Raw genomic sequence first — 23,084 nt, 5'->3', positions numbered from 1 at the left:
GAACCGAGAGAGTTCAGGCACCGGATTCAGCGTAGTTGGAAACCCGACGGGTGTAGAGGCCACACCCGTCCTATTCAGGACTTGGCCGGCGGCTTGCGCAGCAGACTGAAAGCCATTGCCGCCAGAAACAGCACGCTGAGCAGCAACACCGCCCACAGGCCGAATTTCTTCCAGTTGGTATCCGCCGTGGCCGAGGTGGTGGCCGTCGAAGTCTGGGTCGCCAGCGCTTCGCCCTGCACCGTGGCCTTGCCCAGCGTGGCCAGTTTCTCCGGTTTGAAATCGGGGATCAGCGTGGTCAGCGGCAGGTTCGCCGTCTTCACGGTCGGATTGCCCAGCGCCAGGCTGTACGGCCCGTCACCCCGGGCGAGGAAGATAACCTGAGTGGCGCGCATCGCGTATTTCACGCTCGGCGCCTGCTCGCCGAGACCGCCGCCGCGTTCGTCGACCGTCAGTTTCAACTGCTGCACGGTCTGCCCGTACAGCTGCAATTCGTTCTGCACCACGTCCTGGCCGTTCTGGGTCAGGCGATAGAGCAAGCCGCTGCTCAGCGGTTGCCACGGCAGACTGTTTTCGCGACGCCCCGACAACGTCACCGGTGCCAGGCTGTTGGCCTGTTTCAGTTCGACCTGCACCCGCTCGATGTTCAGCCCCATCGGCAACTGCCAAGTGTATTCGCCGGGCTTGCCGCTGCTGCCGGCCAGCGCCGGCGACCAGACCAATGGCAGCGGCAGGTTGCGCGGGTCGCTGCTTTTCAGTTGCACCGACGTCAGGACCGGCGCCGAGGCCGGTGAATCCCACAGCAGACGCAGATACCGCGCCGATTGCCCCGGCAGCGCCACTTCATGCTGCTCGACCCGTTCGTCGGCAAAGGTCAGGCGCGCGACCTGGCCTTCGCCCCAGGCCTGCCAGTGCTGCAAGTCGTCGCTGGCCTCGATGCTGAAACGCTGGAAGCCGTCGCGCTCGCTGGTCCAGTCGAGGATCAATTGCTGCAACGGCGCCTTGATCGCGCTGGCATCGAGCAGCCAACCGCGCAGCACTTCCTCGCCCGCTTCCAGTTGGCTGGACGGCTGCACTTCCACCAGCGTACCGGTGGTGGTGGATTGCACGCGGACGCTCGGCGCGCGCTCGGTGGCATCCGCCGAGTTGTAAAGCGGAAACCACTTCACCTCATGCAACTGGCCGTCATCGCGGGTCTGCGCTGATTCCCGGGCCAGCGCATAGGCCTGCGGCTCTCCAGCAGCGTTGAACACCCGCAGGTCGCTGAGATCAGTCTGGCGCGCCTGCAACTGCACGCTCAGCGGCAGTTCGAGGCGATACCAAGGGCCGGAACCACTGACCGCCAACGGCACCTGCGCGGCGAAGTCCGCCGGTTTTTCCTGGGCGCCGGCCGCCATGGCCACGCCCAGCAACAGCCACCCGAGATTAAGCTTGCGACTCAAGACGACACTCCTTCGGTTTCCGGGGCCGGTTGGTCCGCCTCCGGTGCAGCTTCGACGCGTTTGGGCGGCAGCGGCGCAAAATAGCCCACCACCAGCAGCAACACGCCGACGCCGATGAACGAGACAATCCGGGCCAGTCCGCCACGGTTGCTCAATTCGACAAAAATCAGTTTGGCCACCACCAGCGCAATCAGCGCTGCGCCGATCAACCACACTTCGCGGCGATGACGCAGGTGCCCGCCGATCATCAGACCCAGCGCCATCAGCGTCCAGACGATGGACAGACCGGCCTGCACCAGCATCGATTCGAGCAGCAGATCGAGCTCGAACGGAATCCCCGCCCAATGGTGCGCGGCGCGGGTGACCAGCGCAGTGCAGAACGCGAACAGCGAAACGCCGGCGATCAGTTGCGTCGCGTAAGCCGCGTAGTCCTGGCGGATCGACAGCTCGGCCACGGCGCTACGCGACCAGACGTAGACACCGAACAACGCAAACAGCAGACCCAATTCCAGCGGGTTGAGCAGCGGCACATAAGGCAGCGGCTCGGCATTGCCATCGCTGACGCCATTGGCCAGCCAGAACCAGACCAGCATCAGCACCGCCAGCGGCGCCGCCGCGTACAGGCGATATTCACGAGGGAACGCTGCCACCGGCCATGGCCATTGACGCGGTGCAGCCATCAGCAACAGATACACGCTCGGCAGAATCGCCCAGCCCAGCCAGCGCCAGGCGTTGTACTGCTCGGACAACAGCAGCAGGCCGTAGCGCAACTCCAGCGCCAGCACGCCGATCAGCAGCCAGCAACCGAGCACATGGGCCGTGCTCAAGGCCCGCGCCGGCAGCATCGGTGCCAGACGCCGCAGGCTGATGAAATGCACGACGAACACCGCAGCCCAGGCCAGCCAGCCGAAATCCGCCGCCGGGTGATAACGCAAGTGCCACGCGCCGAGCAACACCAGTCCGGCCGCCGGAATCAGCACGGTGCAGAGCAACCCGAGCGAAGGCCATTTCAGACGCAAGACCAACAACGTCCACAACGCGACGCTCAGCGCGGCGACCAGCAGCAACAGCGTCGCCTGCAGATTCAGCGGCGCAAACCGCATCACTTCGCTGAACCACGCCAGCGCCCACCAACCGGCACCCCACACCAGTAACACTTCAGACAGGCGATGCAGGCTCAGCACATCGAACGCCGAGGCGTGATTGCCCAGTTGCAGGCGCCACGCTCCGATCATCGCCGCCAGGCCCAGCACCAGTGGCGTCCAGAATCCGCCATGGGCCAGCGGTCGCAGCCCCTCGCTGGACAGCGGCCCGAGCAACTCGGGGCCGGCCAGCAAAGACGCTGCGCCGCCGATCAGTTGCAACAGCAGACCAAAAACAAAACTCACGCGCTGTTTGAGGTACAGACTGAGCCAGATGATCAGCAAGCCACTGGCCGCCCACACCGCGCTCGCGGTCTGCCACGGCAGCACGAACAACACCGCCAGATTGATCAGCACCAGACCTGCCAGCAGCACCACCGACAACCCGCGCAGCAGACGAACATCGCTGCGCACCATCTCGTCGCGCGCCGCCAGCAGCATGCCGGCAATCAACGCCAGACCGATCAACGAGGCGCTGAGCAGACCGCTCCAGCCGGCGCTGAACACGGCCGCCGAATCCTCGCCCGCCCCTTGCAGGCGCAACAGGAATAACGCCCCGCCAAGCAACTGCACGGCAAACGCGGTGAACAGGAACGTGCGCGATTGCAGGCGCAAGCCAACGAACAAGGTCGCCAGCCCGGCCAATGCCCAACTGATCGCCGTGCCGTGGGTGAAGAAAAACAGCGGCGCCAGCAGATACAGGAAGGTCAGCCCCAGACTCGCCAGCACTGGCAGCCCTTGGCGCTCCCACGGCGAGGTTTGCTCCGGCAACGCCTTGCGCAATTGGTAGAAGCTGAACAGCAACGCCGCGCCGAGCATCAATGCGCCCAGCGGCGCTCCGTCGAGCAGGCTGCTTTCGTCGACACGTAACTGGCTGAGAAACGCCAGCGCCGAACCGAGTTGCAGCAGTAATGCGAAGGCCCGGGCCAAGGGCCGTTGCTGACGCAAGCCCAGCCAGAAAATCCCCGCACCCTCCACCGCCCAGGCCGCGGACGTCCAGCGCGCATCCAGCCCCAGCGGAATCGCCAGGCTGGCGAAAATCACCCCGAGCGCCAGGCAAGTCTCACCCAGCAACAACGCCCGGCCGCCCATCAGCACTTTGGCGAGGGCCATGTAGATCATGCCCAGCGCCAGTGCGCTGAACGCCGCCGCAAACTCAAGATGCTGAACCAGCGCGAATTGCAGGCCGAAACCCACCAGCGGCGGACCGAACAGCATCGTGCCGTCGACGTAATCGCCCTTGCGCGCCGACCAATGCAGCAGCGCCTGGCGATCGTCATCCGCCGGGGCGTCCGGCATGTCCAGCAACTTGCGTCGGGCGAACAGCAGGCCGATGGCCAGGTACATCAGGAAGAACAGAATCAGGAACGGTTCGGTGCTCCACAGCAGTTCCGGCGTGTACGAACGCAGGCCCCAGGCGAAACCGATGCCGAAGGTGCCAACGAAGCCGATCAGGTTGAGCAGGCGCCAGGCCTTGAACCAGGCGATGGCCAGGATGCCGGCGTTGAGCAGCGCGAAATAACTGAATAGCGCGACGTGGTTGCCGGCGCCGGTGGAGGTCAGGATCGGCGCGGCGAAACCGCCCAGTGCGGCGACGCAGGCCAGGGCCAGGGAATCCTGGGTGATGGCCAGAATGGCCGAAAACACCGTCACCGCCACCAGCAAGCCCAGCGCAGCAGACGGATCGAGCAGCGGGTGCAGACGCATCGCCGCAAACACCGTCAGGTACAGCACCGCGATCCCGGTGCCTTGCAGCATCAAGGCGTAGCTGTTGTTGCGATGGCGCAACCACCAGCCCAGCGCCAGCAAGCCCAGCGCTGCCGCTGCGACCCCGGCGTAACGCAATTCGATCGGCACCACCATGCCTTCGGTGGCGTAGCGCAGCAGGAACGCCAGACCGAAGAACAACAGCGCCACACCGACCCGCAGCACGGTATTGCCACCGAACAGCCAGTTGCGCGCAGCGCTGATGCCGCGTTCGATAAGGTTCGGGCCACGAGGTTCGGCGGGTTGTCGGGGTTCAGGTTCAGGCGTAACGGCGTCCAGACGCCAGACATCGACCGGCAACGGCTGACCGGGTTCGCTGGCGGCGACGGCGACAGGTTCGAGTTCGGGTGGCAGTTCCCAGACCAGCTCGGGTTCTGCGGCAGCGGGTTGTTCAAATACCGTGACGGGTTCAACGATCGTTTCGCTGGCCGGCGCGACACTCGGCGGCGCTGGCGAATGCGCCGGAGCGCCCTCCAGCAGAAACAGTCGCTGTTCGACGCCCTGCAACGCAATCTTCGCGTGATCCAGCTGACGCTGTTGCTCGGCAGCCTGCGAACCGAGCCGGGCAATGCGCATCGCCTGCCCGATGGCAAGCCCCAGCAACGCGCCCAACAGCGCATCGCTGAACGACTCGTCGAGCAGCCAGCCGAGCAGCAGCCCGATCAACATGAACATCCATTGCATGGTCGATATCCCTGAGCAGCCCCGTGGCGGGGCGGAACCAAGGCTCAGTATATCGGCCCGGCCCAACAATCGTGGGGCCGGGCGCACATTTGTCGCTAAAAGTTACTCGAGTGCCTTCCAGATATCCGTGGCGTACTCGCGGATTGTCCGGTCGGACGAGAACCAGCCCATACGCGAGGTGTTCAGCACCGCCGAACGCCACCAGTTGTTGGCGTCGTGCCAATGCGCATCGACACGCATCTGCGCCTCCCAGTAGGAGTCGAAATCGGCGCAAACGAAGAACCGGTCGTAATCCACCAGCGAATCGATCAGCCCGGTGTAGCGCGACGTGTCGTCCGGCGAGAACACCCCGCTGCGGATCGCCTGCAACACATCGTTGAGGCGATGGGACGCGGCAATGTCCGGCACCGCGCTGAACTCGTGGTTCTGCTTGCGCGCCTCGACCTGCTGGGCGCTGAGACCGAAGATGAACATGTGCTCGGCGCCGATGTTTTCGCACATTTCCACGTTGGCACCGTCGAGGGTGCCGATGGTCAGCGCACCGTTCAGGCCGAACTTCATGTTGCTGGTGCCCGAGGCCTCGAAACCGGCGGTGGAGATCTGCTCCGACAGGTCCGCTGCTGGAATGATGCTCTCCGCCAGGCTGACGTTGTAGTTGGGCAGGAACACCACTTTGAGCAGACCGCGCACGGTCGGATCGTTGTTCACCACCCGGGCGATGTCGTTGGTCAGCTTGATGATCAGCTTGGCCTGGTGATAACTCGCCGCGGCTTTGCCGGCGAAGATTTTCACCCTCGGCACCCAGTCGATTTCCGGCTCGGCGCGGATCGCCTGATACAGCGCGACGGTGTGCATCAGGTTGAGCAGTTGGCGTTTGTATTCGTGGATCCGTTTGACCTGCACGTCGAACATCGCCGCCGGGTTGACCGCGATCCCCAGCCGTTCATGGATCAGGTAAGCGAGGGCTTTTTTGCTGTGCAGCCGCTGCTCGGCGAAGGCTTTGCGGAAGGCGGGTTTCTCGGCGAACGGTTCAAGATCGAGCAGTCGCTGTTCGGGGTTATCCAGAACATCCGCGCCGAGGGAATCGACCAGCATCGACGTCAGTTCCGGGTTGGCCTGATACAGCCAGCGGCGGAAGGTGATGCCATTGGTCTTGTTGTTGATCCGCTCCGGATACAGCTTGTGCAGTTCGGCGAACACGGTTTTGCGCATCAGCTGCGTGTGCAGCCCGGACACGCCGTTGACGCTGTGGGAACCGAGAAACGCGAGATTGCCCATGCGCACCCGGCGGCCGTTGTCTTCCTCGATCAGCGACACCGCGCGCAGCACGTCGAAATCGTGGATGCCCTTGGCCCGCAGCGAATCGATGTGCTGGGCGTTGATCAGATAAATGATCTGCATGTGCCGCGGCAGCATGCGTTCCATCAGCCCCACCGGCCAGGTTTCCAGCGCTTCGGGCAGCAGCGTGTGGTTGGTGTACGACAGCGTATCGACGGTGACTTGCCACGCCGCGTCCCAGGCCACGTCGTAGACATCGACCAGTTGGCGCATCAGTTCGGCGACAGCGATCGAGGGGTGGGTGTCGTTGAGCTGGATTGCCGCGTGATCGCCGAGGGTCAGCACCGAGGTGTGCATGTTGCGATGACGGCGCAGCAAATCCTGAAGCGACGCGGCGACGAAGAAGTATTCCTGACGCAGGCGCAGTTCCTGCCCGGCTTCGGTGCTGTCCGCCGGGTAGAGCACGCGGGAGATACTCTCGGCCCGGGCCACTTCGGCGACGGCGCCCAGGTGGTCACCGGCGTTGAAGCGCTCCAGATGCAGGTCCTCCATCGCCCGCGCCCGCCACAGGCGCAAGGTGTTGACGCTCGCCCCGCGCCAGCCGACCACCGGGGTGTCGTAGGCAATCGCCCGGACGGTTTCCGCCGGGTGCCAGACTTGCCGGGACTTGCCGCTGGCGTCGGTGACGGTCTCGACGCTGCCGCCAAAGCCGATCGGATAGACCACCTCTGGCCGCTCGAACTCCCAGGGGTTGCCGAAATCCAGCCAGTGCTCGGTCTGTTCCTGTTGCCAACCGTCGACAATCGCCTGACGGAACAACCCGTGCTCATAACGAATGCCGTAGCCGTGGCCAGCGATACCGAGGGTCGACATGCTTTCCATGAAGCACGCCGCCAATCGTCCGAGGCCACCGTTGCCCAGCGCCGCATCCGGCTCCAGGATGCGGATGCGCTCCAGATCGACGCCCAGCTCGGTCAAGGCTTCACGGGCGACGTCCAGCAAACCGAGGTTGCTCAGGCTGTCGTAGAGCAAACGGCCGATGAGGAATTCCAGCGAGAGGTAATACACCCGCTTCTGGCCTTTGCGGTAGATCTGCCGGGTATGGTCCATCCAGTGCTCGACCATGTGATCGCGCGCCGCCAGGGCGATGGCTTCGAACCAGTCATGGTCGAAGGCGTGATCCGGGTCTTTGCCCACCGCGTAGGTGAGTTTGGTCAGGACGGCGTCGCGGAATGCGGCCACCTCTGCTTCGCGAACTAGTGGTTCTTGAGTCATCGATAGGACCTCGAGCGAGCGGGGAGTTGTCAGAGCCTAGACGGTCTGACCGACGGTAAGGGCTCTGGTTCGGCAGTTTTTACCGAGAGTGTGAGATCGACCGGCAATACTCTGGCGAATGCCTCAATGAATGCAGGGGCCGTGCCGAATTGTCGGACGATGCGGGTGCATGAAGAAAAAATCTGGCGAAAGGTTGTTCAAAAATCCACCAGTCCCGGTATGATCGCGCGCCCTGACGCACACGCCTGGTAAACACCGATGATGAAGCCAAACCTGATCGCCGCCGCCGAGATCGACCGTCTCGATACCTGGGCCAAATATTCGGCCCCGATGTGCGGCTCGTGCGTTTCCAGCTGCTGCACGCTGCCGGTCGAGGTCAAGATCAAGGATCTGGTGCGCATCGGTGTGGTCGACGAGTTCGAACTGGGCGACCCGCCGAAGAACATCGCCAAGCGTCTGCAAAAGGAAGGTCTGGTCGAGCGATTCAATCAGAAGTCGGGGATCTTCACGCTCCAGCGCATGAGCAACAACGATTGCTACTACCTGGATCGTAAGAGCCGCCTGTGCACCATTTATGACAAGCGTCCGGACACCTGCCGCAACCACCCGAAGATCGGCCCGCGCCCGGGTTACTGCGCGTACAAGCCGAAGGAAGTGGAGCGGGTGCAGAATTCGCGGTCGATCGAGCGGTTCTAAAAGCCGACCCTCACTCCAACCCTCGAACCTCGCCCCCTCACTGTAGAGACCGGTACATCCTTTACACATTAGACCGGGGACATCGTTTACACCTTTTACAGGCTTGATACGCGGTTGGCACCGCGCTCAAGCCTGCCTAAACAGAAGTTGCAAAGGTACAGCTCCCACACGTCATCAGCCACTTCCTTCAGCGCGATGTCCTCGCCGATCAGCGCCTCGCCCAAAAACATTCGTTGCCCCTTCCACTTGAACTCGCCGTTCGAACGAACCTTGCGTACCTCAACCTCAGGGCCATATTCGACCGCGGGCAAGTAGCCCGGATACGGGCGCAACGAAGGTCTGTATACGGAAGCCGGCGGTTTCATGCCCAGTGCGGTGTGTGGTCGATCATGGTTGAAGTCCTGAACGAACTCTTCAAAGGCCAGCTGCTGGCGTACGAGATTTTCCGCAGGTGTTCGCAGTACCGCTGCTTTGAGGGTGCGGTGCATCCGTTCGTGTCGACCGTTCTGGTCAGGACGCCCTGGTGTGATTGTCTCGATATGGATGCCATGCCTGATGAACCAGACGGACAGCTTCGACAGCCGCGCCAAACCGGTCGATGCGAAAGGCGCCCCGTTATCTGTGCGGATTACGTCCGGCAATCCAAACTCCCGGAAAGCCCATTCGAATCCCTGTCGCGTCGGCTCGCTGTGCGTGCCGGGCAGCGCCCGGCAGAGCAGCAGATAGCGGCTCATCTGATCGGTAATGGTCAGCGGATAGCACCAATTGCCGTCCTGCATCCTGAACTACCCTTTGAAGTCGGCACATCAGGTCTGGTTGGGTTCATCGGCCGGGCGTAAATGCGTCGGAGCACGCGGGCGCAAAGGATAAGGGCGCCGCGCAATGACCAAGCCAGCCTTCTTCAACCACTCACCAGCAGTGCTCGCGGCCGGCCATGGGATCTGTGGATCGGACTTTCGCAGGCGATCAATGATCTGTTTGGGACCTCGATCCGGATGCTCGTTTTTCTTGGCCAGCAATGTGGCGATGATTTCATCCGGGGTTTGATGAGGGCAGTTCAAAGGCTTGCGGGATTGCTCTTTCAAGCCATCCACACCGAGCGCTGCATACCGATCCAGCCACTTATCGACGGTTGGCCGGCTGACCCCATAACGCCGGCTCAATTGGCTCTTGGTGTAGCTGCCACTGAGCCAGTCACTGACTAATTTCACTCGTTGATCCATCGGGGACTCTTGATTCCAGGGCATGGTCAGCACCTCCTGACCATGATTGATACCTGTAAACCATGTCCCCGGTCTCAAACGTAAAGGATGTACCCGGTCTTTACCCACCCTAGCCCTCTCCCGGAGGGAGAGGGAGCCGACCGAGGTCGTTTTGCGTAATACATCGACCTGAAACAACCAGTCGATTATGGATTCGGTAAATCCCGATCAGGTCGGCGTACTTCTTGAGCATCCCCCAATCGGTCCCCTCTCCCTCCGGGAGAGGGTTAGGGTGAGGGGGCTTTTGAGGTTCAGCACTTTTCCCCGGATAAACAAAAACGCCCCCGGTCTCTCGACCGGGGGCGTTTTTTCAAGCCTGGGCTAAATTACGCCTTGGCTTTCTTGGCAGCGCGGGTACGCTCGCTTTCGTCCAGGATCTTCTTGCGAAGACGGATGGACTTAGGCGTAACTTCGCACAGCTCGTCTTCCTGGATGTATTCCAGAGCCTGTTCCAGGGTGAAGCGAACAGGTGGGACCAGAGCGATGGTTTCGTCTTTACCCGAAGCACGCATGTTGTCGAGCTTCTTGCCTTTGGTCGGGTTCACACCCAGGTCGTTGTCGCGGGAGTTCTGACCAACGATCTGACCGTTGTAGATCTCCTGGCCGTGTTCTACGAACAGCTTGCCACGAGCCTGCAGGGTTTCCAGGGAGTAGGTCAGTGCCTTGCCGGTTTCAACCGAAACCAGAACGCCGTTCTGACGGCCGGACATGTGGCCCGACTTCACTGGAGCGTAACGGTCGAAGATCGAGGTCAGGATGCCAGCACCGTTGGTCAGGGTCAGGAACTGGTTACGGAAACCGATCAGACCGCGAGCAGGGATGTTGTATTCCAGACGAACACGGCCTTTGCCATCCGGCACCATGTTGCTCAGGTCGCCTTTACGCAGACCCATTTCTTCCATGACCTTGCCCTGGGATTCTTCAGGGATGTCGATGGTTACGTTTTCGAACGGTTCCTGCTTCACGCCGTCAACTTCACGGATGATCACTTCAGGACGGCCCAGGGCCAGCTCGAAGCCTTCGCGACGCATGGTTTCGATCAGTACCGAGAGGTGCAGCTCACCACGGCCGGATACCTTGAACTTGTCAGCCGAGTCGCCTTCTTCAACGCGCAGTGCAACGTTGTACAGCAGCTCTTTGTCCAGACGATCCTTGATGTTACGGGAGGTCACGAACTTGCCTTCTTTACCGCAGAATGGCGAGTCGTTTACCTGGAAGGTCATGGAAACGGTTGGCTCGTCAACGGTCAGAGGCTTCATCGCCTCGACGTTGTTGATGTCGCACAGGGTGTCGGAGATGAACAGCTCGTCGAAACCGCTGATGCAGACGATGTCGCCAGCTGCAGCTTCTTCAACGTCAACGCGGTGCAGACCGTGGTGACCCATCAGCTTCAGGATACGACCGTTGCGGCGCTTGCCGTCGGCGCTGATAGCAACAACCGGAGTGTTCGGCTTGACGCGACCACGAGCGATACGGCCAACACCGATAACACCCAGGAAGCTGTTGTAGTCCAGAGCGGAGATCTGCATCTGGAACGGACCGTCACGGTCAACAGCCGGAGGCGGAACGTGGTCGACTACCGCCTGGTACAGCGCGGTCATGTCTTCGCCCATGGCGGTGTGGTCCAGACCGGCGATGCCGTTCAGGGCCGAAGCGTAAACAACCTGGAAGTCCAGTTGTTCTTCGGTAGCGCCCAGGTTGTCGAACAGATCGAAGATCTGGTCCAGAACCCAGTCAGGACGCGCGCCCGGACGGTCAACCTTGTTGATGACCACGATTGGACGCAGGCCGGCTTCGAAAGCCTTCTTGGTCACGAAACGGGTTTGCGGCATAGGGCCGTCTTGGGCGTCGACCAGCAGCAGCACGGAGTCAACCATGGACATTACGCGCTCGACTTCGCCGCCGAAGTCGGCGTGCCCCGGGGTGTCCACGATGTTGATGTGGTAGCCGTTCCAGTTGATGGCGGTGTTTTTCGCCAGAATGGTAATGCCGCGCTCTTTTTCCTGGTCGTTGGAGTCCATCACGCGCTCGTCGTTGAGCTCGTTGCGCTCCAGGGTGCCGGATTGACGCAGGAGTTTGTCTACCAGGGTGGTCTTACCATGGTCAACGTGGGCAATGATGGCGATGTTGCGTAGATTTTCGATCACTTGTGTATCTCGATCAGAGGATTCGGTTTGCTGACAAGTCTTGGCAGCGATTGACAGTAGTGTCCGGCATGGCCGTTACAGCTTGACGGCGGTGTCGGGGGGCCGGTGACGCAGGCCACAGGCAAACAGCCCCGGGCACTTAGCTCGGTCGATAAACGCGCACATTGGCATGCCCCTCACTGAGCAAATGGTGGGCATGCAGGCGACTCATCACGCCTTTGTCGCAATACAGCAGGTACTGGCGAGTAGGGTCCAGTTCCTTGAAACGAGCGTTCACTGCGTAGAACGGCATCGTCTGTACCTCTATGCCGGCGAGTTCCAGCGGGTCATCCTCGGCGGCATCCGGGTGGCGGATGTCGATGACGATCTGACCGGCCAGCGCTTCGCTGACTTCTTCGATCTGCAAATCCTGGCCCAATTCGTCGATCACCCGATCGATCGGCACCAGTCTGGCGTTTGCGAGCGCACGCTCGAGCACCGCCATGTCGAATTCCTGCTCTTCGTGCTCGACCCGGCCACGCTTGGCGGCGGTCTTCGGGTTGACCGAGATGACGCCGCAGTATTCCGGCATGTGCCGGGCGAAATCACCGGTACCGATCTGGTCGGCCGTGTCGATGATGTCCTGCTTGTGGGCGACGATCAGCGGTCGCAGCACCAGCTTGTCGGTGACGCAATCGATGACCGACAGGTTCGGCAACGTCTGGCTCGACACCTGGGAAATCGCTTCGCCGGTCACCAGCGCATCGATGTGCAGGCGTTCGGCAATGTTCGACGCCGCGCGCAACATCATACGCTTCAATACGACGCCCATATGACTGTCGTCGACCTTGCCGAGAATTTCGCCCAATACTTCTTCGAACGGAACACTGACAAATAGCACGCGTTGCGAGCTGCCGTACTTCTTCCAGATGAAATGCGCGACTTCCATTACGCCCAGTTCGTGGGCACGACCGCCCAGGTTGAAGAAGCAGAAGTGCGTCATCAGACCCCGACGAAGGATCTGGTACGCGGCAACCGTCGAGTCAAAACCGCCGGACATCAATACCAGCGTCTGCTCCAGCGCACCGAGCGGGTAGCCGCCGATGCCATTGTGCTGGCTGTGGATCACGAACAACCGCTTGTCGCGAACTTCGATGCGGACTTCGATTTCCGGCTGTTTCAGGTCGATTCCGGCAGCGCCGCACTCACGGCGCAGCTTGCTGCCGACGTATTTTTCGACGTCCATCGAGCTGAACGCATGCTTGCCCGCACGCTTGCAGCGCACCGAAAAAATCTTCCCGGCCAGCGCATCGCCGTAGTGCTGCTTGCACTTCTCGGTGATGTCGTCGAAGTCGCCCAGCGAATACTCGTCGATCTGCAGAAAATGCGCGATGCCCGGCATGCAGGTCAGGCGTTCGCCCATCTCTTTCAGGGCCTTGGGGTCGGTGACGCGGGTTTCCAGCTCGAGATTGTCCCACACACCGTTCACCACCACGGCCGGGTCCAGGTCGCGGAGCACGGTGCGGATGTTCTTGGCCAGCTGGCGGATGAATTTCGTCCGGACAGGTCGGCTTTTGATGGTGATCTCGGGGAAGACTTTTACGATTAGTTTCATGAAAACAGCGCGCGCAGGGCCAGCCGAAAAAGGGGGGCGCGGATTATAGCGGAAATTGCTCAAGGTTTAACCAGTTAATGTGCAGAAGGTTTTGCGCGCACCAAAACGGGTCATTTTTCGATTTGAGCGCTACATTAAAGGGCGAGATTTTCGCCTTTAAGGCGCTTTCGACCTTTAGAAGCGTAAATTTGGGGCAAAAAACCCATGCTGGGGCACTGGCATGCAATTTGCTCCCTTGTGAGGCAGGTTGCCTTGGCAGAGTATTCGCGCCGGCATCACCACTATTAAGGGCATCCACTACCCGCCCTAATTCACCCGGAGGACACTATGTCGAAGTCGGTTCAACTCATCAAAGATCATGACGTCAAGTGGATTGATCTGCGCTTCACGGACACCAAAGGCACTCAGCACCACGTGACCATGCCGGCTCGCGATGCGCTGGAAGACGACTTCTTCGAAGTTGGCAAGATGTTCGACGGTTCCTCCATCGCTGGCTGGAAAGGCATCGAAGCCTCCGACATGATCCTGCTGCCGGACGACGAAACCGCCGTACTGGACCCGTTCACCGAAGAGCCGACCCTGATCCTGGTCTGCGACATCATCGAACCTTCGACCATGCAAGGTTACGATCGCGACCCGCGCGCCATCGCCCGCCGCGCCGAGGAATACCTGAAGACCACCGGTATCGGTGACACCGTATTCGCCGGTCCGGAGCCTGAGTTCTTCATCTTCGACGAAGTGAAGTTCAAGTCCGACATCTCCGGTTCGATGTTCAAGATCTACTCCGAACAAGGCTCGTGGATGTCCGACCAGGACGTGGAAGGCGGCAACAAAGGCCACCGTCCAGGCGTGAAAGGTGGCTACTTCCCGGTTCCGCCGTTCGACCACGACCACGAAATCCGTACCTCCATGTGCAACGCACTGGAAGAAATGGGCCTGACCGTTGAAGTTCACCACCACGAAGTGGCAACTGCCGGCCAGAACGAAATCGGCGTCAAGTTCAACACCCTGGTGAAGAAAGCCGACGAAACCCAGACCCTGAAATACGTTGTACACAACGTTGCCGACGCCTACGGCCGTACCGCGACCTTCATGCCGAAGCCGCTGTACGGCGACAACGGTTCGGGCATGCACGTTCACATGTCCATCTCCAAAGATGGCAAGAACACCTTCGCGGGTGAAGGCTATGCCGGCCTGTCCGACACCGCCCTGTACTTCATCGGCGGCATCATCAAGCACGGTAAGGCCCTGAACGGCTTCACCAACCCGGCCACCAACTCCTACAAGCGTCTGGTGCCAGGCTTCGAAGCCCCGGTAATGCTGGCCTACTCGGCTCGCAACCGTTCCGCCTCGATCCGTATTCCTTACGTCAACAGCCCGAAAGGCCGTCGTATCGAAGCCCGCTTCCCGGATCCGGCTGCCAACCCGTACCTGGCTTTCGCAGCGCTGCTGATGGCAGGTCTGGACGGTATCCAGAACAAGATCCACCCAGGCGATGCTGCCGACAAGAACCTGTACGACCTGCCGCCTGAAGAGGCGAAAGAGATCCCGCAAGTTTGCGGCAGCCTGAAAGAAGCCCTGGAAGAGCTGGACAAGGGCCGCGCGTTCCTGACCAAGGGCGGCGTGTTCTCCGACGACTTCATCGACGCTTACATCGCGCTGAAATCCGAAGAAGAAATCAAGGTCCGCACCTTCGTGCACCCACTGGAATATGAGCTGTACTACAGCTGCTGATCCGGTAGCGCCGCGCTACGCGGCGTGACAAAAAGAGGCCTCCTTCGGGAGGCCTTTTTTGTGCCCGCTCATCCGTGGATAATCCGCCGCTTTCGCGCCATGACCGGCGCCTTGACGAAGGGATTCGCATGAAGTGGTTACGGGCTATCGCCCTGATGGCCGGCCTCACCTGCTCGACAGTCGGCGCAGCCGAGTTCTATGAAAACAAGCCGCTGGCTCACCCGCTGATCCAGGGCTTGCAGGAGAGCTCGATGACTCTGGCGTTCATCAAGGAAACGAACGGCGTCAAAGGCTATTACTGCCGTTGCGACACGCCGGGCGAACGTCCGCAATTGCTTGATGACTTCGGCCAGGCGAGCATCGAGTCGGTTTTTCTCATGTCGCTCGACAGTGAAGATCCGACCCGCTTCGTGCTTTTTCGGCAAAACGACCGCTACAAAATCTACGCCTACAAATACAACGCCAACGACCACCTCTACAGCCGCGTCACGCGATTGCAGCTGGCGCTGGACCGCATCGCCGAAGGTCGCAAACACCTCGACGCCCTGACCATCAAGAAGGCTCTGAGCCAAATCACCCCGCTCAACTACAGCCTCTTCCTTGAAGCGTCCGGCATACCGGAATTCGACCAGCTCGATTTCAGCCAAGGAAAACTGGTGAGCTTTTACGGCCAGTACTACGACCCACTGAGCGACCCGACGCCAGATGACGAACCTTACTTCTTCAAGAAGACCTATCAGGAAAAAAACGGCCGGTTCCTTACCGTTACTTTCTGGCGATGGCTCGACGAGACGCTCGCCGAGGGCAAGCGCACGCTCTACAACTATCGGGTGAGGCGTATTGCCTGGGAAACCGAACCGGCTAAATTCACCGGCAGCGAAGACGGCCAATCGGTGTCTTATGATTCCGGCTCGCTCTCGGCCCAAGGTGCCTACACGCAGGGTGTGCGGATCGGCCCGTGGTCTTCTTCCAAAGACGAGAAATATTCGGAGTCCGGCAATTTCGTAGAGGGCAAACGAGAGGGCCAGTGGACGCTGTACCAGGATGGGCAAACGTTGGAGGGCGAATTCCACAATGATTTGCGCGAGGGTCGTTGGCAGCTTCTCAACCACGACGACATGGAATGGGTCGCCACCGGATTCCAGACCTATGCCCACGGCCAACTCAACGGCCTCAGCGAATTGACTGTCCGTGGCACTACCGAGCGCGGTGAATATCGCGATGACAAACGCCAAGGCCTCTGGGTGACCAGGCTCGACAATGGCCACATCCTCAACGTCAACTTTGTTGACGACGTAAAGGAAGGCGAGTTGCGCGAAGTCGACACCAAGGGTGCGCCGGTCCTGATCGAGCACTACAAGGCAGGCGTCCTGTCCGGCGCCCGCGAGAATGCCGTTACGCCTGGCGCCGCACAATAAATCCTGAACGGTTTGTGTGAGCGGATATTGTCCCGATTGGGCTTACCGCCGCCCCTGGCCTATGCTGCAAGCCAATTTCATTGTTGATCGGTCGAATCCATGGGTCGTGGTTTTTTCTTCCTGCTGCTGATCGCCCTGCCCGCCGCCGCGCAGATCTACAAGTACACCGACGCCAGCGGCAACACGGTGTACAGCGATCACGCGCCGGATGGTGTGCAGGCACAACCGGTGGAGTTGCCGCCGCTCAACAGCGTCCAGCCTCAGGCACCGAGTGCGCCCTCTTCAGACACGCCCAGTCGCGAGCCTGCGCGCAATGCCTATGAAGTGCTGGAGCTGACCGGCCTGCCCACCGAGGAGGCCCTGCGCGCCAACAACGGCACGTTCACGGTCAGCGTGCTGATCAAGCCGCGCCTGCAACCGCCGCATCAATTGCGTCTGCTGCTGGACGACGCGCCTTATGGCCAGCCGAGCAACGTGCCGATCCTGCAACTGGTAAACGTTGACCGGGGCGAGCATCGGCTGGCGGTGCAGGTGATCAACGGCGAGGCGATCATTCAGCAGAGTCCTGCGGTGGTGTTCACCGTGCAGCGGGTGCACAAGCCATGACGCGGGGATTGATTGCCCTGTGCCTGTTTCTGATCGCGTTTGGCGCATCGGCCGAGGTGTTCACTTACATCGACGCCCAGGGCAATCGTGTCTATACGGACCAACCGCACGGCAACGCCAAGCGTGTGCCGCTGGCCACCAGCAATCGCATGGCCTCGAATCCGAGCGCCGCTGCACCGGTCACACCGTCGAAGAAATCAGCAGAGCCGCCACTGTTCCACTACGACATGCTGCGCGTGCTGATCCCCGAGCCGGACGCAACCATTCGCAGCAGCGCCGGTGAGCTGATCGTCAGCGTCACCAGCGAACCGGGCCTGCAAAGAGGTCACCTGTATCGCCTGCTGCTGGATGGTCAGGCCGTCGGCGAACCCGGTCTGAGCCCGGTGTTCCCGCTGAGCAACATTGATCGCGGCAGCCACAACCTGTCGGTGGAGATCCTCGATGCCCAGGGCCGAACCGTGGAGAAAACCGCCAACCAGCCGTTCCACATGCAGCGCATTTCCCTGGCGCAGAAACGTCAGGTCAAACCGTGCGTCAGCGCCGACTATGGCGTGCGCCCGGAATGCCCGCTGAAAGACAAACCCGCCGAACCGAAAAATCCTTTCCTGCGTTTCTTCTGACGTCGTTCAGCTTTGCGCACTATATTGGTGCAATACGCTGCACCGTACTCACATTCCAACCCATTTTGGTTCGAAAGTACCCGCCAGAGCGGTTTGACTGCCACGCAAACGAGCGTCAAACGCCCGTTTCAGGGGTTGAACGCTTCTTTTCGGAGCCTTGGTTTGGTTTTTGCATTTTCCTCGCATCAGCGCTGTATCCCTGCGCGCGCCATGCTCCAAAAGAGGTCCTCATGACCATCAGTGACGCACTGCATCGCTTGCTACTCGACAACCTGACCACCGCCACCATCCTGCTCGACAGCGAATTGCGCCTCGAGTACATGAACCCGGCGGCGGAGATGCTGCTGGCCATCAGCGGCCAGCGCAGCCATGGGCAGTTCATCAGCGAGCTGTTCACCGAGTCAACCGAGGCGCTCAATTCGTTGCGCCAGGCGGTGGAGCAGGCGCACCCGTTCACCAAGCGCGAAGCGATGCTCACTGCCCTCACCGGCCAGACCCTGACCGTGGATTACGCGGTGACGCCGATCCTCAGCAACGGCGCGACCCTGCTTTTGCTGGAAGTCCATCCTCGTGACCGCCTGTTGCGGATCACCAAGGAAGAGGCCCAGTTGTCGAAGCAGGAAACCAGCAAGATGCTGGTGCGCGGCCTGGCCCACGAGATCAAGAATCCGCTGGGCGGCATCCGCGGTGCCGCGCAGTTGCTGGCCCGGGAACTGCCGGAAGACAGCCTGCGCGACTACACCAACGTGATCATCGAAGAGGCCGACCGCCTGCGCAATCTGGTCGACCGCATGCTCGGCTCGAACAAACTGCCGTCGCTGGCCCTGTGCAATGTCCACGAAGTGCTGGAGCGCGTCTGCCAATTGGTCGAAGCCGAAAGCCAGGGCTGCATCACGCTGGTGCGCGATTACGACCCGAGCATCCCCGACGTCCTGATCGACCGCGAACAAATGATTCAGGCGGTGCTGAACATTGTGCGCAACGCGATGCAGGCCATCAGCAGCCAGAACGAGCTGCGCCTGGGCCGCATCAGCTTGCGCACCCGCGCCATGCGACAGTTCACCATCGGCCACGTCCGCCATCGTCTGGTGACCAAGATCGAGATCATCGACAACGGCCCGGGCATTCCGGCGGAACTCCAGGAAACCATCTTCTTTCCCATGGTCAGCGGCCGTCCGGACGGTACCGGGCTGGGCCTGGCCATCACCCAGAACATCATCAGCCAGCACCAGGGCCTGATCGAGTGTGACAGCCATCCAGGCCACACCACGTTCTCGATCTTTCTGCCACTGGAACAAGGAGCCACATCGACATGAGCCGTAGTGAAACCGTGTGGATCGTCGATGACGACCGTTCTATCCGTTGGGTTCTGGAAAAAGCCCTGCAACAGGAAGGCATGACCACCCAGAGCTTCGACAGCGCCGATGGTGTGATGAGCCGCCTCGCGCGCCAGCAGCCGGACGTGATCATCTCCGACATCCGCATGCCCGGCGCCAGCGGCCTGGACCTGCTGGCGCGGATCCGCGAGCAGCACCCGCGGCTGCCGGTGATCATCATGACCGCTCACTCCGATCTGGATAGCGCTGTCGCCTCCTACCAGGGCGGCGCGTTCGAGTACCTGCCCAAGCCGTTCGACGTTGACGAGGCGGTTTCGCTGGTCAAACGCGCAAATCAGCATGCTCAGGAACAACAGGGCCTGGAAGTCGCCCCGACCCTGACTCGCACCCCGGAAATCATCGGCGAAGCGCCGGCGATGCAGGAAGTGTTTCGCGCCATCGGGCGCTTGAGCCACTCCAACATCACCGTGCTGATCAACGGCGAATCCGGCACCGGTAAAGAATTGGTGGCTCACGCCCTGCACCGCCACAGCCCGCGCGCGGCCTCGCCGTTCATCGCGCTGAACATGGCGGCGATCCCGAAAGACCTGATGGAATCCGAGCTGTTCGGCCACGAGAAAGGCGCGTTCACCGGCGCGGCCAACCTGCGTCGCGGCCGTTTCGAGCAGGCCGACGGCGGCACGCTGTTCCTCGATGAAATTGGCGACATGCCGGCGGACACCCAGACCCGACTGCTGCGGGTGCTGGCCGATGGCGAGTTCTATCGCGTTGGCGGGCACGTGCCGGTCAAAGTCGATGTGCGGATCATCGCCGCAACGCACCAGAATCTGGAAACCCTGGTTCACGCCGGGAAATTCCGTGAGGACTTGTTCCACCGCCTCAACGTGATCCGTATACATATTCCGCGCCTGTCGGACCGTCGCGAAGACATCCCGACCCTGGCCAAGCACTTCCTCAGCCGCGCCGCGCAAGAACTGGCGGTGGAGCCGAAGCTGCTGAAAAGCGAGACCGAGGAATACCTGAAGAATCTGCCGTGGCCGGGCAACGTGCGCCAGCTGGAAAATACCTGCCGCTGGATCACCGTGATGGCGTCCGGGCGCGAGGTGCACATCAGCGACCTGCCGCCGGAACTGCTGAGCCTGCCGCAGGACTCGGCGCCAGTGACCAACTGGGAACAGGCGCTGCGTCAGTGGGCCGATCAGGCCCTGGCGCGCGGTCAGTCGAGCCTGCTCGACAGCGCGGTACCGGCGTTCGAGCGGATCATGATCGAGACAGCACTGAAGCACACTGCCGGGCGTCGTCGTGACGCTGCGGTGCTGCTGGGCTGGGGCCGCAACACCTTGACCCGCAAGATCAAGGAGCTCGGCATGAAGGTCGATGGCGGGGATGACGATGAGGGCGATGAAGGCTGAGATTCAGCGCCAGCCTGCACCGCCGCAAGGCACCGTGACCCTTAATCGGGCACAGCCACTGGCTCAGGCTTGCACTGTAAACCGCTGAAAATCCCATCCTGTGAAAAGACGAAGGCCCCGTATTACGGGGCCTTCGTCGTTGTGCCGGGCTTTTTTGCTTCAAAACGCGAAAACCTGGCACGCACCCTGCAATAACTCCTACAGGTGATTCGATTCACCCACCCTTTCGGGGGCCTTGGTACAGGCAGGCCGGGGATTCCCCTCTTTACACAGGACTCGATGAGTCCACCCTTTTGGGGCCCTTGATACAGGCAGGTCAGGGGTTCCTTCTTTACACCGGCTCAGAACGCGATGCGATGAGCCCGCCCGTTTCGGGAACCTTGGTACAGGCAGGCCGGGGATTCCCTCTTTTATTGCTCCCGGAGATGGATCTCCAGCCGCCAGCGGTCATCGACCGCCTGGCCGGCCCAGTCGCCCTGCAGCGGCCGTGCCGCCACCAGCGTCAGCAACAATCCCCCGTCACTCAACCGCGTCCGCCAGTTCACGTCCTTGCCGTTGAACTTGAGCTGACCTTTCTGCGCCTTGCCTTCGGCCTCGAACAGCAACGCGAGGCTGCCATCGACGATCTCGCCGTGCAGCTTCGGCTCGTTGTTGAACCACACCGCCAGACCATCATCGATCACCTCGACCTGCTGCAAGACGGTCGGGTCAGGCGTGGTCAAACGACCGATCATCATCCCGACCATCACACCGACGATCGCCAGCGATGCCATCACCCGCGGGAATAGTTTCGAACGCGGATCCGCTTGCGGCGTAGAATGCGCGTCATCTTTACCTTCGGAGCCGTGCATGTTTCACGTCATCCTTTTTCAACCGGAAATTCCGCCGAACACCGGCAACGTTATCAGGCTGTGCGCCAACAGCGGCTGCCACCTGCATTTGATCGAACCGCTGGGCTTCGAGATGGACGACAAGCGCCTGCGCCGCGCCGGTCTCGACTACCACGAGTATGCCACTTTGCAGCGCCATGCCGACCTCGCCAGCTGCCTGGAAAGCCTCGGTCATCCACGGCTGTTCGCCTTCACCACCAAGGGTTCGCGGCCGTTTCACGATGCCGCGTTCGTCCCGGGCGATGCGTTCATCTTCGGCCCGGAAAGCCGTGGCCTGCCGCCGGAAGTGCTCGACGCCCTGCCCGGCGAACAGCGCCTGCGCCTGCCGATGCGCGAAGGCTGCCGCAGCCTGAACCTGTCCAACACCGTAGCAGTGGCCGTGTACGAAGCGTGGCGGCAGAACGACTTCAAGTAATGCCACTCGATCGCCCAAGAAAAAAGCGCCTGTAACGGCGCTTTTTTTCGTTGTTGCATCGACCGCTTACTGAACGGTCGGGGTCTCGCCGGATTCCTGCATGCGCTGCAGCTCTTGCGCGTACAGGGCGTCGAAGTTCACCGGGGCCAGCATCAGGGCCGGGAACGAACCGCGGGTCACCAGGCTGTCCAGGGTTTCGCGAGCGTACGGGAACAGGATGTTCGGGCAGAACGCACCCAGGGTGTGGCTCATCGAAGCCGCGTCCAGGTTCTTGATCAGGAAGATGCCAGCCTGCTGCACTTCAGCGATGAAGGCCACTTCTTCACCGTTTTTCACGGTGACGGACAGGGTCAGCACGACTTCGTAGAAATCACCTTCCAAGGCTTTCTGGCGGGTGTTCAGATCCAGAGCGACCGCCGGATCCCACTGCTGGCGGAAAATCGCCGGGCTTTTCGGGGCTTCGAAGGACAGGTCGCGTACGTAGATGCGCTGCAAGGAGAATTGCGGTGCGGTTTCTTCTTCGCTGGCTGCAGTGTTCTGTTGGTCAGTCATCTCAGATCCTTTCTGATCTTGGGTCTTTTAGGGTTCTTGGTTTGCAGGTGCAGCAGTTCAGGCCTTGAGCAGCGCGTCGAGCTTGCCGGCGCGCTCCAAGGCATACAAATCATCACATCCGCCGACGTGGGTGTCGCCGATCCAGATCTGCGGCACGGACGTGCGTCCGGCCTTCTGGGCCATGGCGGCGCGCACCTGCGGCTTGCCATCGACCTTGATCTCTTCGAAGGCCACGCCTTTGTTCGCGAGCAGGTACTTGGCGCGCGAGCAGTAAGGGCAGTAATCGCTGGAGTAGACGATGACGTCGCTCATGTCACTTCACCAACGGCAGGTTGTCGCCTTTCCAGCTGGAAATCCCGCCGGACAGCTTGGCGGCGGTGAAGCCGGCCTTCATCAGTTCGCGGGCGTGGGTGCCGGCGGTCTGGCCCAGGGCGTCGACCAGAATGATGGTCTTGGCCTTGTGTTTTTCCAGCTCGCCGATGCGGGCAGCCAGTTTGTCCTGGGGAATGTTCACCGCGCCAACGATGTGACCGGCGGCGTAGTCCTTGCTCGGACGGATGTCCACCACCACGCCGGCTTCCTTGTTGACCAGTGCGGTCAGCTCGCCCGTGCTCAGGCTTTTACCGCCGCCCTGCACCGTATGCGCCAGCAGCAAAGCCAGCAGTACGACGAAGATACCGACAAGAATGTAGTGGTTAGTGGCAAATTCAATCAGGTGAGCAACCATCGAAGGAGGTTCCAGGGCGTTAAAATGTCGGCCAGTATACACAGCCACTATGGTCGGCCAAACCCCGTCCGGCGGTGACGCCGCCGGAA

General features: G+C 61.2%; 19 protein-coding genes. 8 read left to right on the top strand and 11 right to left on the bottom strand.

Annotated features, from left to right (window positions below):
- Positions 1-74: 74 nt before the first annotated feature.
- From ABFB52_RS02825 to ABFB52_RS02815, 3 genes are all read right to left on the bottom strand, one after another.
- Positions 75-1,439, bottom strand: a complete 1,365-nt coding sequence (locus ABFB52_RS02825) for a DUF3999 domain-containing protein (RefSeq protein WP_129972271.1) — start codon at positions 1,437-1,439, stop codon at positions 75-77.
- A complete protein-coding gene (locus ABFB52_RS02820; RefSeq protein WP_129972270.1) occupies positions 1,436-5,032 on the bottom strand; it encodes a DUF2339 domain-containing protein in 3,597 nt (1,198 codons plus the stop codon). The genes ABFB52_RS02825 and ABFB52_RS02820 overlap by 4 nt, the downstream gene beginning before the upstream one ends.
- Positions 5,033-5,134: 102 nt before the next feature.
- Complete coding sequence (locus ABFB52_RS02815; RefSeq protein ID WP_085746386.1) at positions 5,135-7,585, bottom strand: glycogen/starch/alpha-glucan phosphorylase; 2,451 nt, start codon at positions 7,583-7,585, stop codon at positions 5,135-5,137.
- Between the two features lie 258 nt (positions 7,586-7,843).
- Between ABFB52_RS02815 and ABFB52_RS02810 the strand changes: the two genes are divergently transcribed.
- Complete coding sequence (locus ABFB52_RS02810) at positions 7,844-8,281, top strand: YkgJ family cysteine cluster protein (protein WP_007952500.1); 438 nt, start codon at positions 7,844-7,846, stop codon at positions 8,279-8,281.
- A 95-nt stretch (positions 8,282-8,376) separates the two neighbouring features.
- On the opposite strand, the gene ABFB52_RS02805 is transcribed toward ABFB52_RS02810, so the two are convergent.
- From ABFB52_RS02805 to thiI, 4 genes are all read right to left on the bottom strand, one after another.
- A complete protein-coding gene (locus tag ABFB52_RS02805; protein ID WP_346836117.1) occupies positions 8,377-9,060 on the bottom strand; it encodes an integrase core domain-containing protein in 684 nt (227 codons plus the stop codon).
- A gap of 27 nt (positions 9,061-9,087) precedes the next feature.
- Positions 9,088-9,528: a helix-turn-helix domain-containing protein gene (locus ABFB52_RS02800; protein ID WP_346836116.1), complete on the bottom strand. Its 441-nt coding sequence runs from the start codon at positions 9,526-9,528 to the stop codon at positions 9,088-9,090.
- Between the two features lie 341 nt (positions 9,529-9,869).
- Complete coding sequence (typA, locus tag ABFB52_RS02795; protein ID WP_007952502.1) at positions 9,870-11,690, bottom strand: translational GTPase TypA; 1,821 nt, start codon at positions 11,688-11,690, stop codon at positions 9,870-9,872.
- 139 nt (positions 11,691-11,829) lie between these two features.
- Positions 11,830-13,284, bottom strand: a complete 1,455-nt coding sequence (gene thiI, locus ABFB52_RS02790) for a tRNA uracil 4-sulfurtransferase ThiI (protein ID WP_129973484.1) — start codon at positions 13,282-13,284, stop codon at positions 11,830-11,832.
- Between the two features lie 327 nt (positions 13,285-13,611).
- Between thiI and glnA the strand changes: the two genes are divergently transcribed.
- The 6 genes from glnA (at position 13,612) to ntrC (ending at position 20,411) form a co-directional block, all read left to right on the top strand.
- The gene (gene glnA / locus ABFB52_RS02785; protein ID WP_011332032.1) at positions 13,612-15,018 is read left to right on the top strand and encodes a glutamate--ammonia ligase; all 1,407 of its coding nucleotides are present in this window, start codon (positions 13,612-13,614) and stop codon (positions 15,016-15,018) included.
- A gap of 128 nt (positions 15,019-15,146) precedes the next feature.
- A complete protein-coding gene (locus ABFB52_RS02780; RefSeq protein WP_129973505.1) occupies positions 15,147-16,436 on the top strand; it encodes a hypothetical protein in 1,290 nt (429 codons plus the stop codon).
- Positions 16,437-16,535: 99 nt separating this feature from the next.
- On the top strand, positions 16,536-17,042 hold the full coding sequence (locus ABFB52_RS02775) for a DUF4124 domain-containing protein (RefSeq protein ID WP_129973485.1): 507 nt from the start codon (positions 16,536-16,538) through the stop codon (positions 17,040-17,042).
- Positions 17,039-17,662 (top strand): DUF4124 domain-containing protein, encoded by a 624-nt coding sequence (locus tag ABFB52_RS02770; RefSeq protein ID WP_085746382.1) that lies wholly within the window; start codon positions 17,039-17,041, stop codon positions 17,660-17,662. Before ABFB52_RS02775 ends, ABFB52_RS02770 begins: the two co-directional genes overlap by 4 nt.
- Before the next feature lie 230 nt (positions 17,663-17,892).
- Complete coding sequence (glnL, locus tag ABFB52_RS02765) at positions 17,893-18,978, top strand: nitrogen regulation protein NR(II) (RefSeq protein WP_007952516.1); 1,086 nt, start codon at positions 17,893-17,895, stop codon at positions 18,976-18,978.
- Positions 18,975-20,411, top strand: a complete 1,437-nt coding sequence (gene ntrC / locus ABFB52_RS02760) for a nitrogen regulation protein NR(I) (protein WP_007952518.1) — start codon at positions 18,975-18,977, stop codon at positions 20,409-20,411. The genes glnL and ntrC overlap by 4 nt, the downstream gene beginning before the upstream one ends.
- Positions 20,412-20,821: 410 nt before the next feature.
- Here ntrC and ABFB52_RS02755 read toward each other — a convergent pair whose 3' ends face one another.
- Positions 20,822-21,262 carry a hypothetical protein gene (locus ABFB52_RS02755; RefSeq protein WP_045121688.1) on the bottom strand — a complete coding sequence of 147 codons (441 nt, stop codon included), beginning with the start codon at positions 21,260-21,262 and terminating at the stop codon, positions 20,822-20,824.
- On the opposite strand from ABFB52_RS02755, the gene ABFB52_RS02750 reads away from it, so the two are divergent.
- Complete coding sequence (locus ABFB52_RS02750; RefSeq protein WP_007952520.1) at positions 21,261-21,716, top strand: tRNA (cytidine(34)-2'-O)-methyltransferase; 456 nt, start codon at positions 21,261-21,263, stop codon at positions 21,714-21,716. The two genes, ABFB52_RS02755 and ABFB52_RS02750, sit on opposite strands and share 2 nt — an antisense overlap.
- Before the next feature lie 66 nt (positions 21,717-21,782).
- Here ABFB52_RS02750 and secB read toward each other — a convergent pair whose 3' ends face one another.
- The 3 genes from secB to ABFB52_RS02735 are packed head-to-tail and all read right to left on the bottom strand — an operon-like array spanning position 21,783 to position 22,995.
- The gene (gene secB, locus ABFB52_RS02745) at positions 21,783-22,268 is read right to left on the bottom strand and encodes a protein-export chaperone SecB (protein ID WP_007909233.1); all 486 of its coding nucleotides are present in this window, start codon (positions 22,266-22,268) and stop codon (positions 21,783-21,785) included.
- Between the two features lie 57 nt (positions 22,269-22,325).
- Positions 22,326-22,580 (bottom strand): glutaredoxin 3, encoded by a 255-nt coding sequence (grxC, locus tag ABFB52_RS02740; RefSeq protein ID WP_007952522.1) that lies wholly within the window; start codon positions 22,578-22,580, stop codon positions 22,326-22,328.
- Position 22,581: 1 nt separating this feature from the next.
- Positions 22,582-22,995 carry a rhodanese-like domain-containing protein gene (locus ABFB52_RS02735; RefSeq protein WP_007952524.1) on the bottom strand — a complete coding sequence of 138 codons (414 nt, stop codon included), beginning with the start codon at positions 22,993-22,995 and terminating at the stop codon, positions 22,582-22,584.
- Between the last annotated feature and the right edge of the window lie 89 nt (positions 22,996-23,084).

This window comes from Pseudomonas sp. 9.2(2024) (genome assembly GCF_039695385.1).
Taxonomy (GTDB): Bacteria; Pseudomonadota; Gammaproteobacteria; order Pseudomonadales; family Pseudomonadaceae; genus Aquipseudomonas; species Aquipseudomonas paraglycinae.
Note: the sequence above shows the minus strand (reverse complement) of the source record. Positions and strands in the feature narration are given on the sequence as shown.

Bases quoted from the DNA above. Each gene is read 5' to 3' on its own strand.
- ABFB52_RS02755 (WP_045121688.1), bottom strand. From the start codon at position 21,262: ATGCACGGCTCCGAAGGTAAAGATGACGCGCATTCTACGCCGCAAGCG.
- glnA (WP_011332032.1), top strand. From the start codon at position 13,612: ATGTCGAAGTCGGTTCAACTCATCAAAGATCATGACGTCAAGTGGATT.
- grxC (WP_007952522.1), bottom strand. From the start codon at position 22,580: ATGAGCGACGTCATCGTCTACTCCAGCGATTACTGCCCTTACTGCTCG.
- ABFB52_RS02815 (WP_085746386.1), bottom strand. From the start codon at position 7,585: ATGACTCAAGAACCACTAGTTCGCGAAGCAGAGGTGGCCGCATTCCGC.
- ABFB52_RS02750 (WP_007952520.1), top strand. From the start codon at position 21,261: ATGTTTCACGTCATCCTTTTTCAACCGGAAATTCCGCCGAACACCGGC.
- thiI (WP_129973484.1), bottom strand. From the start codon at position 13,284: ATGAAACTAATCGTAAAAGTCTTCCCCGAGATCACCATCAAAAGCCGA.
- ABFB52_RS02780 (WP_129973505.1), top strand. From the start codon at position 15,147: ATGAAGTGGTTACGGGCTATCGCCCTGATGGCCGGCCTCACCTGCTCG.
- ABFB52_RS02805 (WP_346836117.1), bottom strand. From the start codon at position 9,060: ATGCAGGACGGCAATTGGTGCTATCCGCTGACCATTACCGATCAGATG.
- ABFB52_RS02735 (WP_007952524.1), bottom strand. From the start codon at position 22,995: ATGGTTGCTCACCTGATTGAATTTGCCACTAACCACTACATTCTTGTC.
- ABFB52_RS02810 (WP_007952500.1), top strand. From the start codon at position 7,844: ATGATGAAGCCAAACCTGATCGCCGCCGCCGAGATCGACCGTCTCGAT.
- ABFB52_RS02775 (WP_129973485.1), top strand. From the start codon at position 16,536: ATGGGTCGTGGTTTTTTCTTCCTGCTGCTGATCGCCCTGCCCGCCGCC.
- secB (WP_007909233.1), bottom strand. From the start codon at position 22,268: ATGACTGACCAACAGAACACTGCAGCCAGCGAAGAAGAAACCGCACCG.
- ABFB52_RS02800 (WP_346836116.1), bottom strand. From the start codon at position 9,528: ATGCCCTGGAATCAAGAGTCCCCGATGGATCAACGAGTGAAATTAGTC.
- ABFB52_RS02820 (WP_129972270.1), bottom strand. From the start codon at position 5,032: ATGCAATGGATGTTCATGTTGATCGGGCTGCTGCTCGGCTGGCTGCTC.
- ABFB52_RS02770 (WP_085746382.1), top strand. From the start codon at position 17,039: ATGACGCGGGGATTGATTGCCCTGTGCCTGTTTCTGATCGCGTTTGGC.
- ntrC (WP_007952518.1), top strand. From the start codon at position 18,975: ATGAGCCGTAGTGAAACCGTGTGGATCGTCGATGACGACCGTTCTATC.
- glnL (WP_007952516.1), top strand. From the start codon at position 17,893: ATGACCATCAGTGACGCACTGCATCGCTTGCTACTCGACAACCTGACC.